General features: G+C 42.4%; 12 protein-coding genes, 1 tRNA gene and 2 pseudogenes. 10 read left to right on the plus strand and 5 right to left on the minus strand.

Features of this window, described 5'->3' with window-relative positions:
* Positions 1–149: 149 nt before the first annotated feature.
* Positions 150–935, plus strand: coding sequence for an SDR family oxidoreductase (locus AC622_RS09080; protein ID WP_049672870.1), 786 nt, complete (start codon positions 150–152; stop codon positions 933–935).
* Positions 936–994: 59 nt separating this feature from the next.
* Here the strand turns inward: AC622_RS09080 and AC622_RS09085 are convergent.
* Positions 995–1,537, minus strand: a pseudogene (locus tag AC622_RS09085) (MFS transporter); the annotation flags it as partial.
* A gap of 233 nt (positions 1,538–1,770) precedes the next feature.
* Positions 1,771–2,595: a phosphatase PAP2 family protein gene (locus AC622_RS09090; protein WP_049670783.1), complete on the minus strand. Its 825-nt coding sequence runs from the start codon at positions 2,593–2,595 to the stop codon at positions 1,771–1,773.
* 146 nt (positions 2,596–2,741) lie between these two features.
* On the opposite strand from AC622_RS09090, the gene AC622_RS09095 reads away from it, so the two are divergent.
* The 7 genes from AC622_RS09095 (at position 2,742) to AC622_RS09125 (ending at position 8,825) form a co-directional block, all read left to right on the plus strand.
* Positions 2,742–3,209: a hypothetical protein gene (locus AC622_RS09095; protein WP_197089921.1), complete on the plus strand. Its 468-nt coding sequence runs from the start codon at positions 2,742–2,744 to the stop codon at positions 3,207–3,209.
* Positions 3,197–3,487: a YxcD family protein gene (locus AC622_RS09100; RefSeq protein WP_049670784.1), complete on the plus strand. Its 291-nt coding sequence runs from the start codon at positions 3,197–3,199 to the stop codon at positions 3,485–3,487. The genes AC622_RS09095 and AC622_RS09100 overlap by 13 nt, the downstream gene beginning before the upstream one ends.
* A 300-nt stretch (positions 3,488–3,787) precedes the next feature.
* Positions 3,788–4,933 (plus strand): acyl-CoA dehydrogenase family protein, encoded by a 1,146-nt coding sequence (locus AC622_RS09105; RefSeq protein ID WP_049670785.1) that lies wholly within the window; start codon positions 3,788–3,790, stop codon positions 4,931–4,933.
* An 82-nt stretch (positions 4,934–5,015) separates the two neighbouring features.
* Positions 5,016–6,632, plus strand: coding sequence for a long-chain fatty acid--CoA ligase (locus AC622_RS09110; RefSeq protein ID WP_082197097.1), 1,617 nt, complete (start codon positions 5,016–5,018; stop codon positions 6,630–6,632).
* A gap of 219 nt (positions 6,633–6,851) precedes the next feature.
* Positions 6,852–6,925: transfer RNA gene (locus tag AC622_RS09115), tRNA-Arg, on the plus strand.
* A gap of 164 nt (positions 6,926–7,089) precedes the next feature.
* Positions 7,090–7,356 (plus strand): hypothetical protein, encoded by a 267-nt coding sequence (locus tag AC622_RS09120; RefSeq protein ID WP_049670787.1) that lies wholly within the window; start codon positions 7,090–7,092, stop codon positions 7,354–7,356.
* Between the two features lie 140 nt (positions 7,357–7,496).
* Positions 7,497–8,825, plus strand: a complete 1,329-nt coding sequence (locus AC622_RS09125; protein ID WP_049670788.1) for an IS3 family transposase — start codon at positions 7,497–7,499, stop codon at positions 8,823–8,825.
* A 62-nt stretch (positions 8,826–8,887) separates the two neighbouring features.
* On the opposite strand, the gene AC622_RS09130 is transcribed toward AC622_RS09125, so the two are convergent.
* The 3 genes and pseudogenes from AC622_RS09130 to AC622_RS09140 all read right to left on the minus strand — a co-directional run.
* Complete coding sequence (locus AC622_RS09130; protein WP_049670789.1) at positions 8,888–9,736, minus strand: ComEC/Rec2 family competence protein; 849 nt, start codon at positions 9,734–9,736, stop codon at positions 8,888–8,890.
* Between the two features lie 175 nt (positions 9,737–9,911).
* On the minus strand, positions 9,912–10,280 hold the full coding sequence (gsiB, locus tag AC622_RS09135; RefSeq protein ID WP_049670790.1) for a glucose starvation-inducible protein GsiB: 369 nt from the start codon (positions 10,278–10,280) through the stop codon (positions 9,912–9,914).
* Positions 10,281–10,349: 69 nt separating this feature from the next.
* Positions 10,350–10,527 (minus strand): annotated as a pseudogene (locus tag AC622_RS09140) (KGG domain-containing protein); the annotation flags it as partial.
* A 243-nt stretch (positions 10,528–10,770) separates the two neighbouring features.
* Between AC622_RS09140 and AC622_RS09145 the strand changes: the two are divergent.
* Together AC622_RS09145 and AC622_RS09150 are read left to right on the plus strand one after the other, a co-directional pair.
* Positions 10,771–11,667, plus strand: a complete 897-nt coding sequence (locus tag AC622_RS09145) for a LysR family transcriptional regulator (RefSeq protein ID WP_049670792.1) — start codon at positions 10,771–10,773, stop codon at positions 11,665–11,667.
* Between the two features lie 141 nt (positions 11,668–11,808).
* Positions 11,809–13,971, plus strand: coding sequence for a DNA topoisomerase III (locus AC622_RS09150; protein WP_049670793.1), 2,163 nt, complete (start codon positions 11,809–11,811; stop codon positions 13,969–13,971).
* Positions 13,972–14,008 lie beyond the last annotated feature (37 nt).

Genomic DNA, 14,008 nt, shown 5'->3' on the forward strand with positions numbered 1-14,008 from the left:
ACGTTGTCATTCCTCCCCATGATTCCATTGCTTTAGTATGGATACTGTTAATGGTCCATACTCCTTCTATACCCATAAAATTAATATTTTGACAATTAAATCGTTGAGATGCCATGATAGGAGTAGGAATACGAATGGAGGGAGAAAGAATGGAGCTAGGGTTAAAAGGAAAGAATGCATTGGTTGTGGCTTCAAGTCAAGGGCTGGGCAAGGCTATTGCCATCAAGCTGGCTGAAGAAGGGGCTAATGTGATGGTGACAAGCCGGAGCGCTGATAAATTGAAGACCGTTGTGGAGGAGCTGAAAAAGGTAAATCCAGCCGGAAACTACTACTGGCATGAAGCGGATATTACCCAAGCGGATGACATTGACAGGCTCGTCAAAGCTACTGCTGACAAGCTTGGAACAATTGATATTCTTCTTAATAATGCTGGAGGTCCGCCAGCCGGAGGATTTATGGATTTATCTGATGAAGATTGGCAGAAGGGATTTGAATTGAACCTGCTCAGTTACATACGTATGATTCGGGCCGTTCTTCCCAATATGAAGAACGGTGGAAGAATCCTGAATATGGCCTCGATTTCAGTAAAAGAGCCGATTCAAGGGCTGCTTCTTTCAAACACCTTCCGTTTAGGAATCGTCGGCTTAACGAAGACGCTTGCAGCTGAATTTGCTGAACGAGATATCCTTATTAATACGATTGCACCAGGGGTGATTGCCACTGACCGCATTGATTATCTTGATCAGGTGACTGCAGAGAAGCAAGGTCTTACGGTGGAGGAAGTCAAAGAACGTGCGGAAAAACAAATCCCGCTCGGCCGTTACGGGAAACCGGAGGAATTCGCCAATTATGCTGTGTTCCTGCTCTCATCCGTTAACTCTTATGTGACTGGGCAAGTTTACTTAATTGATGGAGGTAAGGCGAAAGGAATCTAACGAATATAAAAACAAGAGGAGATGAGACTGATTTTGCGGTCTTATCTCCTCTTGTTCTTTTACATGTTTCTTGTTTCAGCAGCTGTTTGAATGGCTTTCTTTTTTTGCGGTAAAAACAGTGTAAGTACGAGGGCAATGAGAGCAATAATCATCATGAAATAATAGGCATCACTTGCTCCAAACATGGATGGCAGGGTTGGAGATGCCTGTAGTTCACTTGGGCTTAGCTTTATGGTATGGACGGCTGCCTGGGCAGTGAATATCGTCATGACGACTGCTGTTCCGATGGCACCGGCTATTTGGCGGACAGTATTATTAACAGCCGAGCCATGGTTGGTCAGCTCCTTCGGCAGGGCATTCAATCCAGCTGTATTGAGCGGCATCGTAATAAAGCTTAAGCCGATGCGAAGGATGATTGTCCGTATCGTCAAGAATAAAAATGATGGAGTAGAGGCCAAATCGGTCACGGCCCACATCGCTGGCAGTATGAATAAAAGGCCAGTAATAAAGAGTGGTTTGGCTCCAAAACGGTCATAGAGCTTGCCCGTCACCGGAGAAAGGAAGGCATTGATGACAGCCCCAGGAAGAAGGATCAGTCCTGCTTCAAATGCAGTAAAGCCTCGTCCTGTCTGCAGGTAGATGGGCAGTAAAATCATGTCCGCACACATCCAAGGAGGGCACGGAAACAGAAAAGCCTACGCCCTAACCAAGTATCAAGCCATATTTATGCTGCCTCTATGATGGGCATCATCCGGTGGTGGCTGGCAGATGGGCAGGAATATAGTTCTCATCATATTGCTGCACAAATCCGCCTGCTTCATAAAAGATAGCATACTTATTCAAGAGGTGACTGTACACTATTCAAAAGGGTTGTCTTCCTAGCCTCTAGCAGAGTATACCTTTCTGTTATAAGGGAAGCAGCCCACACCGCAGTCACGGCAAGCGCGATGCCTGCTGCCATATCACTCAGCCAGTGAATGCCGAGATAGATCGTCGAAAACATGATGATTGGCACGCTGACATAAAACAGCGACTTAAAGACTCTGCTTGATGAGCGCGAACTGAGGAGCAATAATGTCAGCGAAATAGAGTTATGCAGGCTTGGAAAACAATTATTCAGTCCGGAAATATTACGATATTGCGATTCGAATTCCGTATAGACGGAAGGGATTAAAAAGTCAATTTGCGGATGAATATACCATGCTTCATTTACAGGGAAAAATAAATAAAAGGGGATGGCAATGATATAATTCAGCCCAATCGCATAAATAAATGTATAAAACAATTTCAAATCCTCCTTGAGGAGGTAGGAAACAAGAGAGACGGCAATCAAGGTGACGAACATAATGATATAGAAAAAGGTCGTTATCTCTGTTAAAAGAGGATGGCGCAGGGCATCCTGAATGTTTGCTAGAATGGAAGCTTCATAGGTATAAAACAGGGCGGCGTAATCCGGCTGATTGGTGAATGTACTTTCATACCGCAGTTCAAGCTTATTGATGAACAGAATCAAAGCAAGGAGGCCAAGATGCCAAACCACCTGCTTTCGATGGAGAAGAATGGAGAAAACACGAAAAGGATTTTTCTGGTTAACAAAATAGACGATCATAATCGTCAAGAGAGTGATTGTAAGGGCAATGGTCTCCATGGATGTATACATAGGAGCAGCCTCCTCTTAGGAATTATTGGATGAAAAAATAGAATACAAATTTGCTATTTTATTGAAACCTTTGCAGGAATCAATCGTACATAGTATAGTAACAGGAAAAGAATCACCTATTTCAAACCATTACAGGGGGAATTATTTTGCGTAAAAAGAGTTTAGCAACAAAAATATTAGCATCCTTTATGCTGCTGACATTTGTGTTTGCTCCGATTGCGGAGAGCACATTCGTTAACACTTCACACGAGGTCAGTGCAAAATCTTACCGCTCAGGTAAAAAATCCTTCAACTCAAATTCAGGTTCAAATACAAATAATTCTAGCATTTTTAACCAGAAGAAATCTACAACAAGCAATGCAAAAACAACAAAAACAAATTCCTTCAACAAAGGAAGCTTTGCAAAAAGCATGCTGCTAGGCGGAGTTGCAGGTTTGCTCTTCGGAAGCTTGCTGGCGAATATGGGCATGATGGGCTCGGTGTTAGGCTTATTGGTCAATGTATTGGTGATTATCTTAATTATCGGCTTGATCAAGAGAATATTCTTCTCTCGCAATAACAATAATAATCATAACCGTCCGCGAAAAGAGGTTAATGGGCCATGGGACCGCTAAAGCTATCGGAACAAGAGATCATTAATTCCCTTTGCTTATATATGGCTGCTAAGAGGCAGGTCAGTCCCGAGAATGTGGAAATCGAATTAATGTATGATGATGATTATGGGTTTTCCGCTGAATCACATGTTAATGGGCGCTCACAAATCTTGATTACGGCTAATATCATTGAAGCACTGCGCTTTTACATTGAACATCAGTTAAATATGGATCCCTTTGCGGCAGCCATTGAACTTGAGTTGGATGACGATGAAGGAATCATCGCCAACGTGCGATAAATGAGGATAAAGAGGCATGAGAATCTGCCTCTTTTTTCTTTGGAAAAATGAATGAAAGGTTGCGGAAGAAGTGGAATTTGTCATGAATGTCCTGACTGTTATTGGAGTAATTATCCTCGTTGCTATAGGTGCGCTTCTTAAGACGTTCAAGGATCACAATCGAAGGAAATAAACACTTACATTAAATAGAAGTTTATGCTAATTTTTTTACAGAATATTCTTGAACTTTATCACCCTAAAAGATTAATATATACGTATACTATAAAATAAAGCGTTTACATACTTAGAGGAGTGTGACAGATGAAACATCCGTACATACAGGAGGAGCATGTGATCTTCCGCAAGGCTTTCCGAAAATTCCTTGAAAAAGAAGCGTATCCTTTCTATGAGAAGTGGGAGGAGGACCGAATCATCCCGCGTACTTTCTGGGATAAGCTTGGTCAATCTGGTTATCTATGTCCAGACCTGCCGGAGGAATATGGCGGACTTGGCGTGGACTGGGGGATTTCGGTCATTATCAATGAAGAGCTGGAAAGGGTTGGTTCAGGTACAGTTGGAATCTCACTGCATAACGATATTGTCGTACCATACATAACGGCCTATGGAACACACGAACAGAAGAAGCGTTGGCTGCCAAAATGTGCCAGTGGGGAATCGATTAGCGCGATTGCGATGACAGAGCCAGGCGCCGGCTCCGATCTCGCCTCCATTGCCACGACGGCCGAGGACCGCGGGGACCATTATTTGGTCAATGGACAAAAAACCTTCATCACAAATGGCATCCAAGCAGATTTAATTATCATTGCTTGTAAAACGGATGTGCATGCGACGCCAAAGCATAAAGGAATCAGCCTGCTTGTCATTGAACGCGGCATGCCTGGCTTCTCAAGAGGCCGAAAGCTGAACAAGGTGGGGCTTCACTGTCAGGACACGGCTGAATTGATATTTGAGGATTGTATCGTGCCAAAGGAAAATCTGCTTGGCCAAGAGGGGAGCGGCTTCCTGTACATGATGGATAAGCTTCAGCAGGAGCGCCTTGTCGTGGCAATCGCAGCCCAAGTGGCAGCAGAAGATATGTTTGCCATGACCATGGATTATGTCAAATCCAGACGAGCGTTCGGAAAAGCAATCGGTGACTTTCAGAACACGAAATTCAAGCTGGCTGAAATGGCTACCGAGATTGAAATGGGACGCACCTTCCTTGACCAGCTGATTTCCAGTCATATGGCAGGTAAGGATATCGTTACAAAGGTATCAATGGCCAAATGGAAATTGACAGACATGGCCAAGCGCATCTCGGCTGAGTGCATGCAGTTATTCGGAGGCTACGGCTATATGGAGGAATACAAGATTGCCAGACGATTCCGTGATACACCTGTCGCAAGCATCTATGCCGGTACCAATGAAATTATGAAAACCATTATTGCGAAAAATTTAGGGCTATAAAGAAGACTCTTTTGCACAGATGAACAGTCACCTTTAGAAACTTTTGCACCGTAAAAAAACTTTGATAAAGGGGTAACTGATTATGATGAACGTACCATTGACTGTCCAATCTTTACTGGAGAGGGCTGAACAATTTTTCCCTAAGAAAGAAGTCATCTCACGAACGCATTCGAGGGTTCAACGATTAACCTATAAGGAAATTGGCGAGCGAACAAGAAGACTGGCCGGAGCATTGATTGATTTGGGCGTCCAAAGGGGCGGGAGAGTTGGAACGCTTGCATGGAATCATCATCGGCATTTGGAAGCGTATTTTGCGGCTCCAGGGATAGGCGCCATCAACCATACAATTAATATCCGTCTCTCAAAGGAGCATATTTCCTATATTATCAATCATGCCGAGGATGATGTGCTGCTCTTTGATGAGGATCTATTGCCAGTTGTATCAGAGATTGCGCATGAACTGACGTCTGTCAAAGCCTTTATCATGATGACAGATGAGCAATCCTTGCCAGAGGTCAGCTTTTCACCGCTATATTCATATGAAGATTTATTGAAAAAGGGCAATCCAAAAACGCCTTTCGCCAAAGACATCGATGAAAACGAAACGGCAGGGATGTGCTATACATCTGCCACGACAGGAAATCCAAAAGGAGTGGAATACAGCCATAGAGGTCTTGTCCTCCATAGCTTTGCCCTTGGGCTTGCTGATACAGTGGGTGTCTCCGAGAGGGATGTCATTATGCCTGTTGTTCCTATGTTTCATGTCAATGCCTGGGGTCTTCCTTTTGCAGCTACTTGGTTTGGCGCGACACAAGTACTTCCAGGGCCGCAATTTAACTCAACACTAATTGCTGAATTCATCGACGAATACCGAGTAACCAAAACAGCTGGTGTGCCGACAATCTGGCTTGGACTATTACAAGAGCTTGAAACAGGCAAATATGATACAAGCTCATTAGTCACCATCCTATGTGGAGGGTCGGCTGCTCCAAGATCCTTAATCCAAACCTATGAATATACGTACAAGATTCCGTTCAGGCATCTATATGGAATGACGGAAACGACGCCGCTCGTTCTGTTATCCAATCTAAAAAGCTATCAAACTGATCTCTCTGAAGACGAAATTCTCGACATTCGCGCTAAGCAAGGATTGATCGTACCTGGGCTGGAAATGAAAATCGTCGGCTCAGAGGGAGAAGTGGAATGGAATGGCCGTGATATGGGCGAATTAATTCTAAGGGGAAATTGGATTACAGATTCTTATTATAAAGACGAACGGACAAATGATGCTTTCAAGGATGGATGGCTGCTGACAGGGGATATCGCGACCATTGATGAAGAAGGGAATGTCAAATTGGTTGACCGCACGAAGGATCTCATTAAAAGCGGTGGAGAATGGATATCCTCCGTTGACTTGGAGAATGCGCTCATGGCGCATGAAGCAGTCTTTGAAGCAAGTGTTGTAGCTGTGCCGCATATCCAATGGCAGGAACGGCCCATCGGATGTGTCGTATTAAAGCCTGAATATAAAGGCAAAGTCACAGCCGAAGAAATCAAAGAATTCATCGCTCCTCAATTTGCAAAATGGTGGCTTCCAGATGAAATCTTGTTCTTAGATGAGATTCCGAAGACCTCAGTCGGAAAGTTCTTAAAGCTGAAGCTGAGGGATATCGTGCAGGAGCAGCTGCAGATGAGATAAGCATTAGAGGTAAAGGGAGGAGGCTGTCATGATTGTGGCAGCTTCTTTATATACTGAAGGCTATTATAGCAAGAGAGTCCTTCTGATTTGAGTAAGTTGGCGAACAGTCGCATAGCAGGGGTTTGTAAGAGGGCTCTATCAAATGCAGCACATATGGAAAAATCTTGACTTGACCAATTTCGCCAATCCTTTTATAATAATTAAGTGTCATACATAACTGTCCCAGTAGCTCAGCAGGATAGAGCAACAGTTTCCTAAACTGTAGGTCGGAGGTTCGAATCCTCTCTGGGACGTAAATGCAGAAACGCTGATCGAACGATATCCATAGCGATGGATATGGGAGTATCGGCGTTTTTTATTGTATTCTATCAGCTTGGAAAATGGTGGTGTTTCTCTGAAGCTTCTTTAATGGAGAAAAAGGGATTTAGTATAATACCAAGTAGAAGGGTGTGATTATATGGACAGCAAGAAGAAAATGGTGGAACTTGAGATTGATGAGGAATTAATTGCTTCAATTAAAAAAATGCAAGATTTGTTGTGCAAACGGCTAGATGTTGAACTCCCTTCTCAATATGAAAATCTCCAAACCATTATCGACCAAAGCTTGTTAGTCTATTTTGATCGAATGGATTGGTATTATCGGCTCGAAGGCCGAGAGTGGGATACATTTTATGAAAACCACCAAGGTGCCACGAATATTCCCAGCCGAATAGAAGAATCATGATAGATAAGTAACAGGTTTTTATAATAAAAGAGTCCCTGCAGATAAACTGGTACCTGTAGTTAGGACACTTGAAAAAGAGTGTCCTAGCTACAGGTTTTCTTATATACTAGAGGTCATGAAATAAGATACAAGGGGATACCATGAGTAAGATTACATTTACATCTAGAGAGATTAAACTACTTCAAAAAAACCCAAATGTACAACGTGTCAGCGAGCGATCCATCACCTATACAGATGCATTTAAAAATAGATTTATTGATGAGTATATGACGGGAAAGCTTCCCCGGCAAATTTTTATGGAGGGCGGTTTTGATGTCGACCTCATTGGAATGAAGCGAATCGAACAATCGGCCTATAGGTGGAAGAAAGCCTATGAAACCAATGGGTTACTTGGACTCACGGATTCAAGGAAAACGGCATCTGGAAGGCCGTTAAAACGGGAACTCTCACCATCTGAAGTGATTAAACGCCAAGAAGCTCAAATTAAGCTGTTGGAAGGACAAATAGAGCTATTAAAAAAGCTAGAAATGACCGAAAGGAGGCTGTTAAACGAAAGTCAAAACCTCGCTCCAAATAGAATCTATCAGCTGATTTATGAGACCTTGGAACAACATTCATTCAAGCGATTGACGGCATACTTTTGTGCCCTCTTAGGCGTATCCCGTTCGGGTTACTACAGTTACTTAAAGGCTTTTGAGGTCCGTAAAGCAAGAGAACAATTAGATTTAGAAGCGAAAGAGCTCATTTTAAAAGCGTTTAAACGACGCGGGTATAAGAAGGGGTCTCGCTCCATTAAGATGGTATTAGAAAATAAGTATGGAGTCCACTTTAGTCGAAAAAAGATTCAACGAATCATGAGGAAATATGGGATTGTCTGTCCTCACAGGAGGTCAAATCCTTATAGGAAAATCGCCAAAGCCACTAAGGAACACCAGGTCGTTCCAAACAAGTTGAACCGAGAATTCAAACAAGGAGTTCCTGGTAAAGTACTATTAACAGATATCACCTATTTGCCATATGCCGGAAGACAGATGGCTTATTTGTCGACCATAAAAGATGCCTCGACGAACGAAATCCTCGTTTACCATGTTTCAGACCGAATTACATTGGATATCGCCACGCAGACGATCCATAAGTTAATGAACAACAAGAAAGTAAAATTAGACAAGGATGCGTTTATCCACTCCGATCAAGGAAGCCATTACACAAGTCCTCGTTATCAAAAATTATTGAAGAAATATGGATTGGGACAATCCATGTCTCGCCGGGGAAACTGTTGGGACAATGCCCCTCAGGAATCGTTCTTTGGGCACCTCAAAGATGAAGTCGATTATCGATCTTGCCAGACACTGAATGAACTAAAGGCCAAAATAAAGCACTACATCAATTACTATAATTATGACCGTTATCAATGGAACTTAAAGAAGATGACCCCTGTTCAATTTAGGAATCATCTTCTCGTAGCTTAGTCTCTTTTTTTTAATGTGTCCTTGACAGGGGTACCAGTTTAAGATGAGGGACTCTTGTTTTATTATTTCACTGTTTTGACCGTAAGTTTTTTACCTGTTGAGGTGAAGATGATATTTTTGCTTTTATCTGTACGATAAACGGTGATTTTACGTGCTTTCAATCGGTTTAAGACATCGCTTGTTGGATGGCCATAACCGTTTTTGCCGACACTGATCACAGCATATTTTGGACTAACCTTCTTAAGGAAGTTCGTGCTTGTTGTATTTTTCGCTCCATGGTGGCCGACCTTCAATACATCGACTTTTGAGAGGAGTTTTTTGCTGATCATGTCATTCTCTGCTTTTGTTTCGGCATCCCCCATGAACAAGAATTTCTTCTGGTTATGTTTTAACAGGAGGACAGCACTCCAATTGTTTAAGTCTGTTTTACTGTAAGTTTTCACTGGGGCAAGGAAAGTCAATGTGACAGCACTTGTTCCCGTTGCGATTTTGACACCTTGTTTTGCTGTTTTGATGGACAGTTTTTTGCCCTTCACAGCAGTTAAGAATTCTTTGTAGGTTTGAGAGGTGTGTGAAACTTTAGGTGCGTAGACTGCACTGACCTTAAATGATTTGATAACGGTAATCAAGCCGCCGATATGGTCGGCATCAGGATGGGTTGCAATGACTGCATCAAGCTTTTTGACACCTTGCTTCTTCAAATAGGCTGTGACCACTTTTCCTTGTCCTTTTTTCCCGCCGTCAATTAGATAATTCTTGCCGTTAGGCGTTTGAATCAAAGTGGAATCACCTTGACCAACATTAATGTAGTGAACCTTTAGGTTTGATGCCGCTTCAACCGGTGCTGAAAATGGAATGAAGCTGATCAAAAGGATAAGGGCCAAGAAAGACTTTAATATTTTTGAACGCATTACCATAACTCCTTATATGTGTAAATTTACTATTATATATTAGATTCTATTATAAAAAAATACAAGTGTAATTGTATAAGTAATAGTTATTATTTACAGAGTATTCGCAAGAAAAGTGTATATAGAAATAAAAAACTCCTATCCATAGAGGATAGGAGTTGAAGGGATATCCGAATTAATCGTTATCGCGTGCTTCTCCGCCTTTTTTTCCGATTTCACGGTAGAATTCCTTATCATGATTGTCAGAAGTAGCTTCTCCGCCTTTTTTTCCAATCTCTTGATAGAATTCTTTATCATGATTGTCGGAAGTAGCTTCTCCGCCTTTTTGACCGATTTCTTGGTAGAATTCTTTGTCATGGTTGTCGGAAGTAGCTTCTCCGCCTTTTTGGCCGATTTCTTGGTAGAATTCTTTGTCATGGTTGTCAGAAGTAGCTTCTCCGCCTTTTTGACCTATTTCTTGATAGAATTCCTTGTCATGTTTTTTTGAAGTGGCTTCTCCACCTTTACGTCCAGCTTCTTCTCTGCTCATTTTATCGTCTGCCATGTTAATCGCTCCTTTTCAATTGATTTTATCGTTTAATAGTAGTTAGCTTGTTTAAAGATTAGTCGTTATTGCGTGCTTCTCCGCCTTTTTTGCCTATTTCGCGGTAGAATTCCTTATCATGATTGTCAGAAGTGGCTTCTCCGCCCTTTTTCCCAATCTCTTGGTAGAATTCCTTATCATGTTTTTTGGCGGTTGTTTCTCCGCCTTTGCGTCCGGCTTCTTCTCGGGACATTTTGTTATCTGCCATTGTCCATTTCTCCTTTCAATCATTTCGAAGTTTTGATGTTACAGTACTAGATATACCTCTATTTCCAAAGAGGAAACTACATTTCCTTATTTTAACTTTTCTGTAAAGAATGATTTGATTTCTTAATGTTTATATAGTAGAAATCAGGCTTTTAAAAGCGTTTGGGTAGAAATGACTGATTGGATAGATATGGTATAATGAGGATTGAGAGAATGAATACCTTGATAGAAACGAGAGATTAATATGTCGATTCAAAAGTATGCCATTTTTCGAGAAGTAGTAGATACAGGGAGCTTTTCGCTGGCAGGAGAGCGTCTAGGAATCTCCCAATCAGCCGTAAGTCATTCGGTCACGAGCCTGGAAAAGGAATATAAGGTGAAGCTGTTGGCTAGAAGCCGCTCAGGGATTCAGTTGACTGATAGCGGGCAGCGGATTTTACAATATATCGAGAAAATTCTATATCTAGAAGAAAAGATGAATCAGGAATTAGCTGAAATAAGGGGACTGGAATTGGGGACTTTGACGATTGGGACTGTCACACCTCTTACTTCTGAATGGCTTCCTGGCATTATGAAAAGATTTCATGAGCAATTTCCGTCCATCCAGGTGAATATCCGTGAAGGGACAAGCCAGGAAATTGTCGACTGGGTTGAAAATGGAGAAGTGGATATTGGGTTTACTTATTCTTTAAAGGAAAGAGGGAGGATTGACCGGCTGCTGCTCACTCATGAGCCGTTCTATCTGCTTATGCATGAAGAAAAGCAGGGGGACGACTTGTTCCGCTTAATGAAGGAAAGTCCGTTTATCATGCCGACAAGCTATCGGGAAATGATCCTGAAGCAAAAAGCCTTTAAACCAACCGTCCTCCTTGAGCTGTCTGATGAAAGAGCGATTATTGAGCTTGTTCGAAACGGACTTGGAATCAGTATCCTTCCAAGGATGTGCTTGCATAATCTGCCGGAGGAAGTAAACATCATGCTGATTCCCCACGAGCTGATCCAGCTGCCGGTGCATCTTGTCAGTTTATTGTTTTCAGCCATGTCTCCGGCAGCGGAGAAGATGAGTGCTACGATTAGTCTATGGTTGAATGAAAACTATAATATTATTATGTCAACTGAAGAAAAACTCTCCTTCGATTAGGGGAGTTTTTGACATTATTGGAGCTAATATGGGGTATGAAAGCTTGCAAATCCAATGATTTTGTCTATTCATTGTCTCAAAAGTCTTTTCTTGTTTTATAATAGAGACTTAAGAGATTACGCTTCAAGAAGGAGTCTGGTTATGGAATTAATCATCGCGGAGAAACCGGATCAAGGATTGACATTAGCATCGCCATTTACCTTTAAGCGGCATGATGGGTATGTGGAGATCTCGCCTAATGAAGTCTTTCCAAACGGGGCGTTTTGTACATGGGCGATTGGCCATTTGACTGAATTATCGGCACCGGAGACATATAAGCCGGAATGGAAGAAATGGTCCATGGGCTCATTGCCAATCATACCCGAACGATTTACCTACCAAGTGACAAAATCAAAATATAAGCAATTTAATATTGTGAAACAATTATTAAAACGTCCTGAGGTTTCAACCATCATCCATGCGGGTGATGCCGGGCGCGAGGGGGAACTGATCGTTCGTAACATCATTTCCTTAAGCGGTGTAAAGAAACCGATGAAGCGGCTATGGATTTCATCCTTGACGAAAAAGTCTATCGTAGACGGCTTTAAGTCGCTGAAGGACGGACAAGAGACCATCTATTTATTTCATGAGGCCTATACGAGGGCTTGTGCAGACTGGCTTGTCGGCATGAATGCGTCTCGTGCGTATTCCCTGTTGCTGAAGCAAAAAGGGATGAATGATGTTTTCTCAGCCGGTCGTGTACAGACACCGACACTTGCACTGATTGTTAAAAGGGAGCAGGAGATTGAATCCTTTGTATCAAAGCCCTTCTGGGAGATAATAGCTACCTTTGAGATGGATGGCCATAAATATGAAGGGAAATGGGAAAAGGACGGAGAATCAAGGCTCGACCAGAAGGAAATGGCCGAGAAGATTGCTGCCTTTTGCCAATCGAAAGAAGCCGTTATTAAGGATATGAAAACGGAACGGAAGGAATTTCAACCGCCTTTATTATTCAATCTTTCCTCTTTGCAGGCAACAGCCAATAAAGCCTTTAAGTATTCGCCAAAGAAGACGCTTGATATTCTGCAAAAGCTCTATCAAAAAGGAATCGTCTCCTACCCGCGTAGTGATTCGAACTATGTGACAGAAGGTGAGGCAGAGCTGTTTCCGGATATTTTGGAGAAGCTTGGGCAATTTGAAGACTATAAGAGTCTTATGCCTGTGCCAAATCCGTCCATCATTCATAATAAACGGTTCGTGAATGAAAAGAAGGTTTCAGACCACTATGCCATCATTCCGACGGAGCAGGTCACGAACCCAAGCCGCCTATCTGGTGAGGAGAGGAATATTTATGATCTGATTGTTCGCCGTTTAATTGCCGCACATTATGAATCAGCTGTATTTGATTATACGACCATCACCACACTAGTGGATGGCCGCGCTGAATTCATTTCGAAAGGGAAACAGCAAATACGCGAAGGCTGGCGCCAAGTCGTTTTCTTAGATGATAAGGATGAAGATACCATCCTTCCGAATGTGAAGAAGGATGACACGGGAATCGTCAAGAAAGTTAAGGTGAAGGAAGGAAAGACACAGCCGCCGAAACGCTATACAGAAGGACAGCTGATCACCCTAATGAAAACAGCCGGTAAACATTTGGACAATGAGGAGCTCGAGAAGGTTCTTATGAAATCAGAGGGACTTGGGACAGAAGCAACAAGAGCCGGAATCATCACAAGCTTGAAGGACCGTAAATATATTGACGTCAAGAAGAATCAGGTTTTTGCAACCGATAAGGGTAAGGTGCTGATCAAGGCAATAGGCGAGGAAATTCTTGCAAGCCCTGAAATGACAGCTAAATGGGAGCAGCGCTTGGCGGAAATCGGAGAAGGAAAGGCCTCGGCTGCCCAATTTATGGAACAGACGAAGAAGTTGACTGCGAAAATCATTGAAGATGCCATTAAGGGCTTCGAAACATGGGATTTCTCTGATTACAATGTTGAGAGCATCCAGCGGAAAGGCTCAAAATTTCCGAAACCGAAGAAAATGGGCCAATGCCCATTATGCCAAGGGGATGTCGTTGATAAAGGGCAATTCTATGGCTGCTCCAATTATCGGGAGAAGGAATGCAAATTCACCTTTTCGAAGACGATTCTTGGTAAGAAAATCAGTCAAGCCAATATGCAGAAGCTTCTGAAAGAAGGAAGGACAAACCTTATTAAAGGCTTTAGCAAGGGAGAAAATACATTTGATGCCACGCTTGAATGGAAGGATGGCAAAATTAATTTCTTATTTTCGACTGAAAATGTCGGGAAATCTTAAAAAAATTGTCTAATTCAGTTATAATGATAAGTGGTTT

This window comes from Bacillus sp. FJAT-27916 (assembly GCF_001183965.1).
Taxonomy (GTDB): domain Bacteria; phylum Bacillota; class Bacilli; order Bacillales; family Pradoshiaceae; genus Pradoshia.

Excerpts from the sequence above, each read along its gene's own strand:
- AC622_RS09090 (WP_049670783.1), bottom strand. The coding sequence starts at position 2,595 with ATGTATACATCCATGGAGACCATTGCCCTTACAATCACTCTCTTGACG.
- AC622_RS09105 (WP_049670785.1), top strand. The coding sequence starts at position 3,788 with ATGAAACATCCGTACATACAGGAGGAGCATGTGATCTTCCGCAAGGCT.
- AC622_RS09100 (WP_049670784.1), top strand. The coding sequence starts at position 3,197 with ATGGGACCGCTAAAGCTATCGGAACAAGAGATCATTAATTCCCTTTGC.
- AC622_RS09080 (WP_049672870.1), top strand. The coding sequence starts at position 150 with ATGGAGCTAGGGTTAAAAGGAAAGAATGCATTGGTTGTGGCTTCAAGT.
- AC622_RS09150 (WP_049670793.1), top strand. The coding sequence starts at position 11,809 with ATGGAATTAATCATCGCGGAGAAACCGGATCAAGGATTGACATTAGCA.
- AC622_RS09125 (WP_049670788.1), top strand. The coding sequence starts at position 7,497 with ATGAGTAAGATTACATTTACATCTAGAGAGATTAAACTACTTCAAAAA.
- AC622_RS09130 (WP_049670789.1), bottom strand. The coding sequence starts at position 9,736 with ATGCGTTCAAAAATATTAAAGTCTTTCTTGGCCCTTATCCTTTTGATC.
- AC622_RS09120 (WP_049670787.1), top strand. The coding sequence starts at position 7,090 with ATGGACAGCAAGAAGAAAATGGTGGAACTTGAGATTGATGAGGAATTA.
- AC622_RS09110 (WP_082197097.1), top strand. The coding sequence starts at position 5,016 with ATGATGAACGTACCATTGACTGTCCAATCTTTACTGGAGAGGGCTGAA.
- AC622_RS09145 (WP_049670792.1), top strand. The coding sequence starts at position 10,771 with ATGTCGATTCAAAAGTATGCCATTTTTCGAGAAGTAGTAGATACAGGG.
- gsiB (WP_049670790.1), bottom strand. The coding sequence starts at position 10,280 with ATGGCAGACGATAAAATGAGCAGAGAAGAAGCTGGACGTAAAGGTGGA.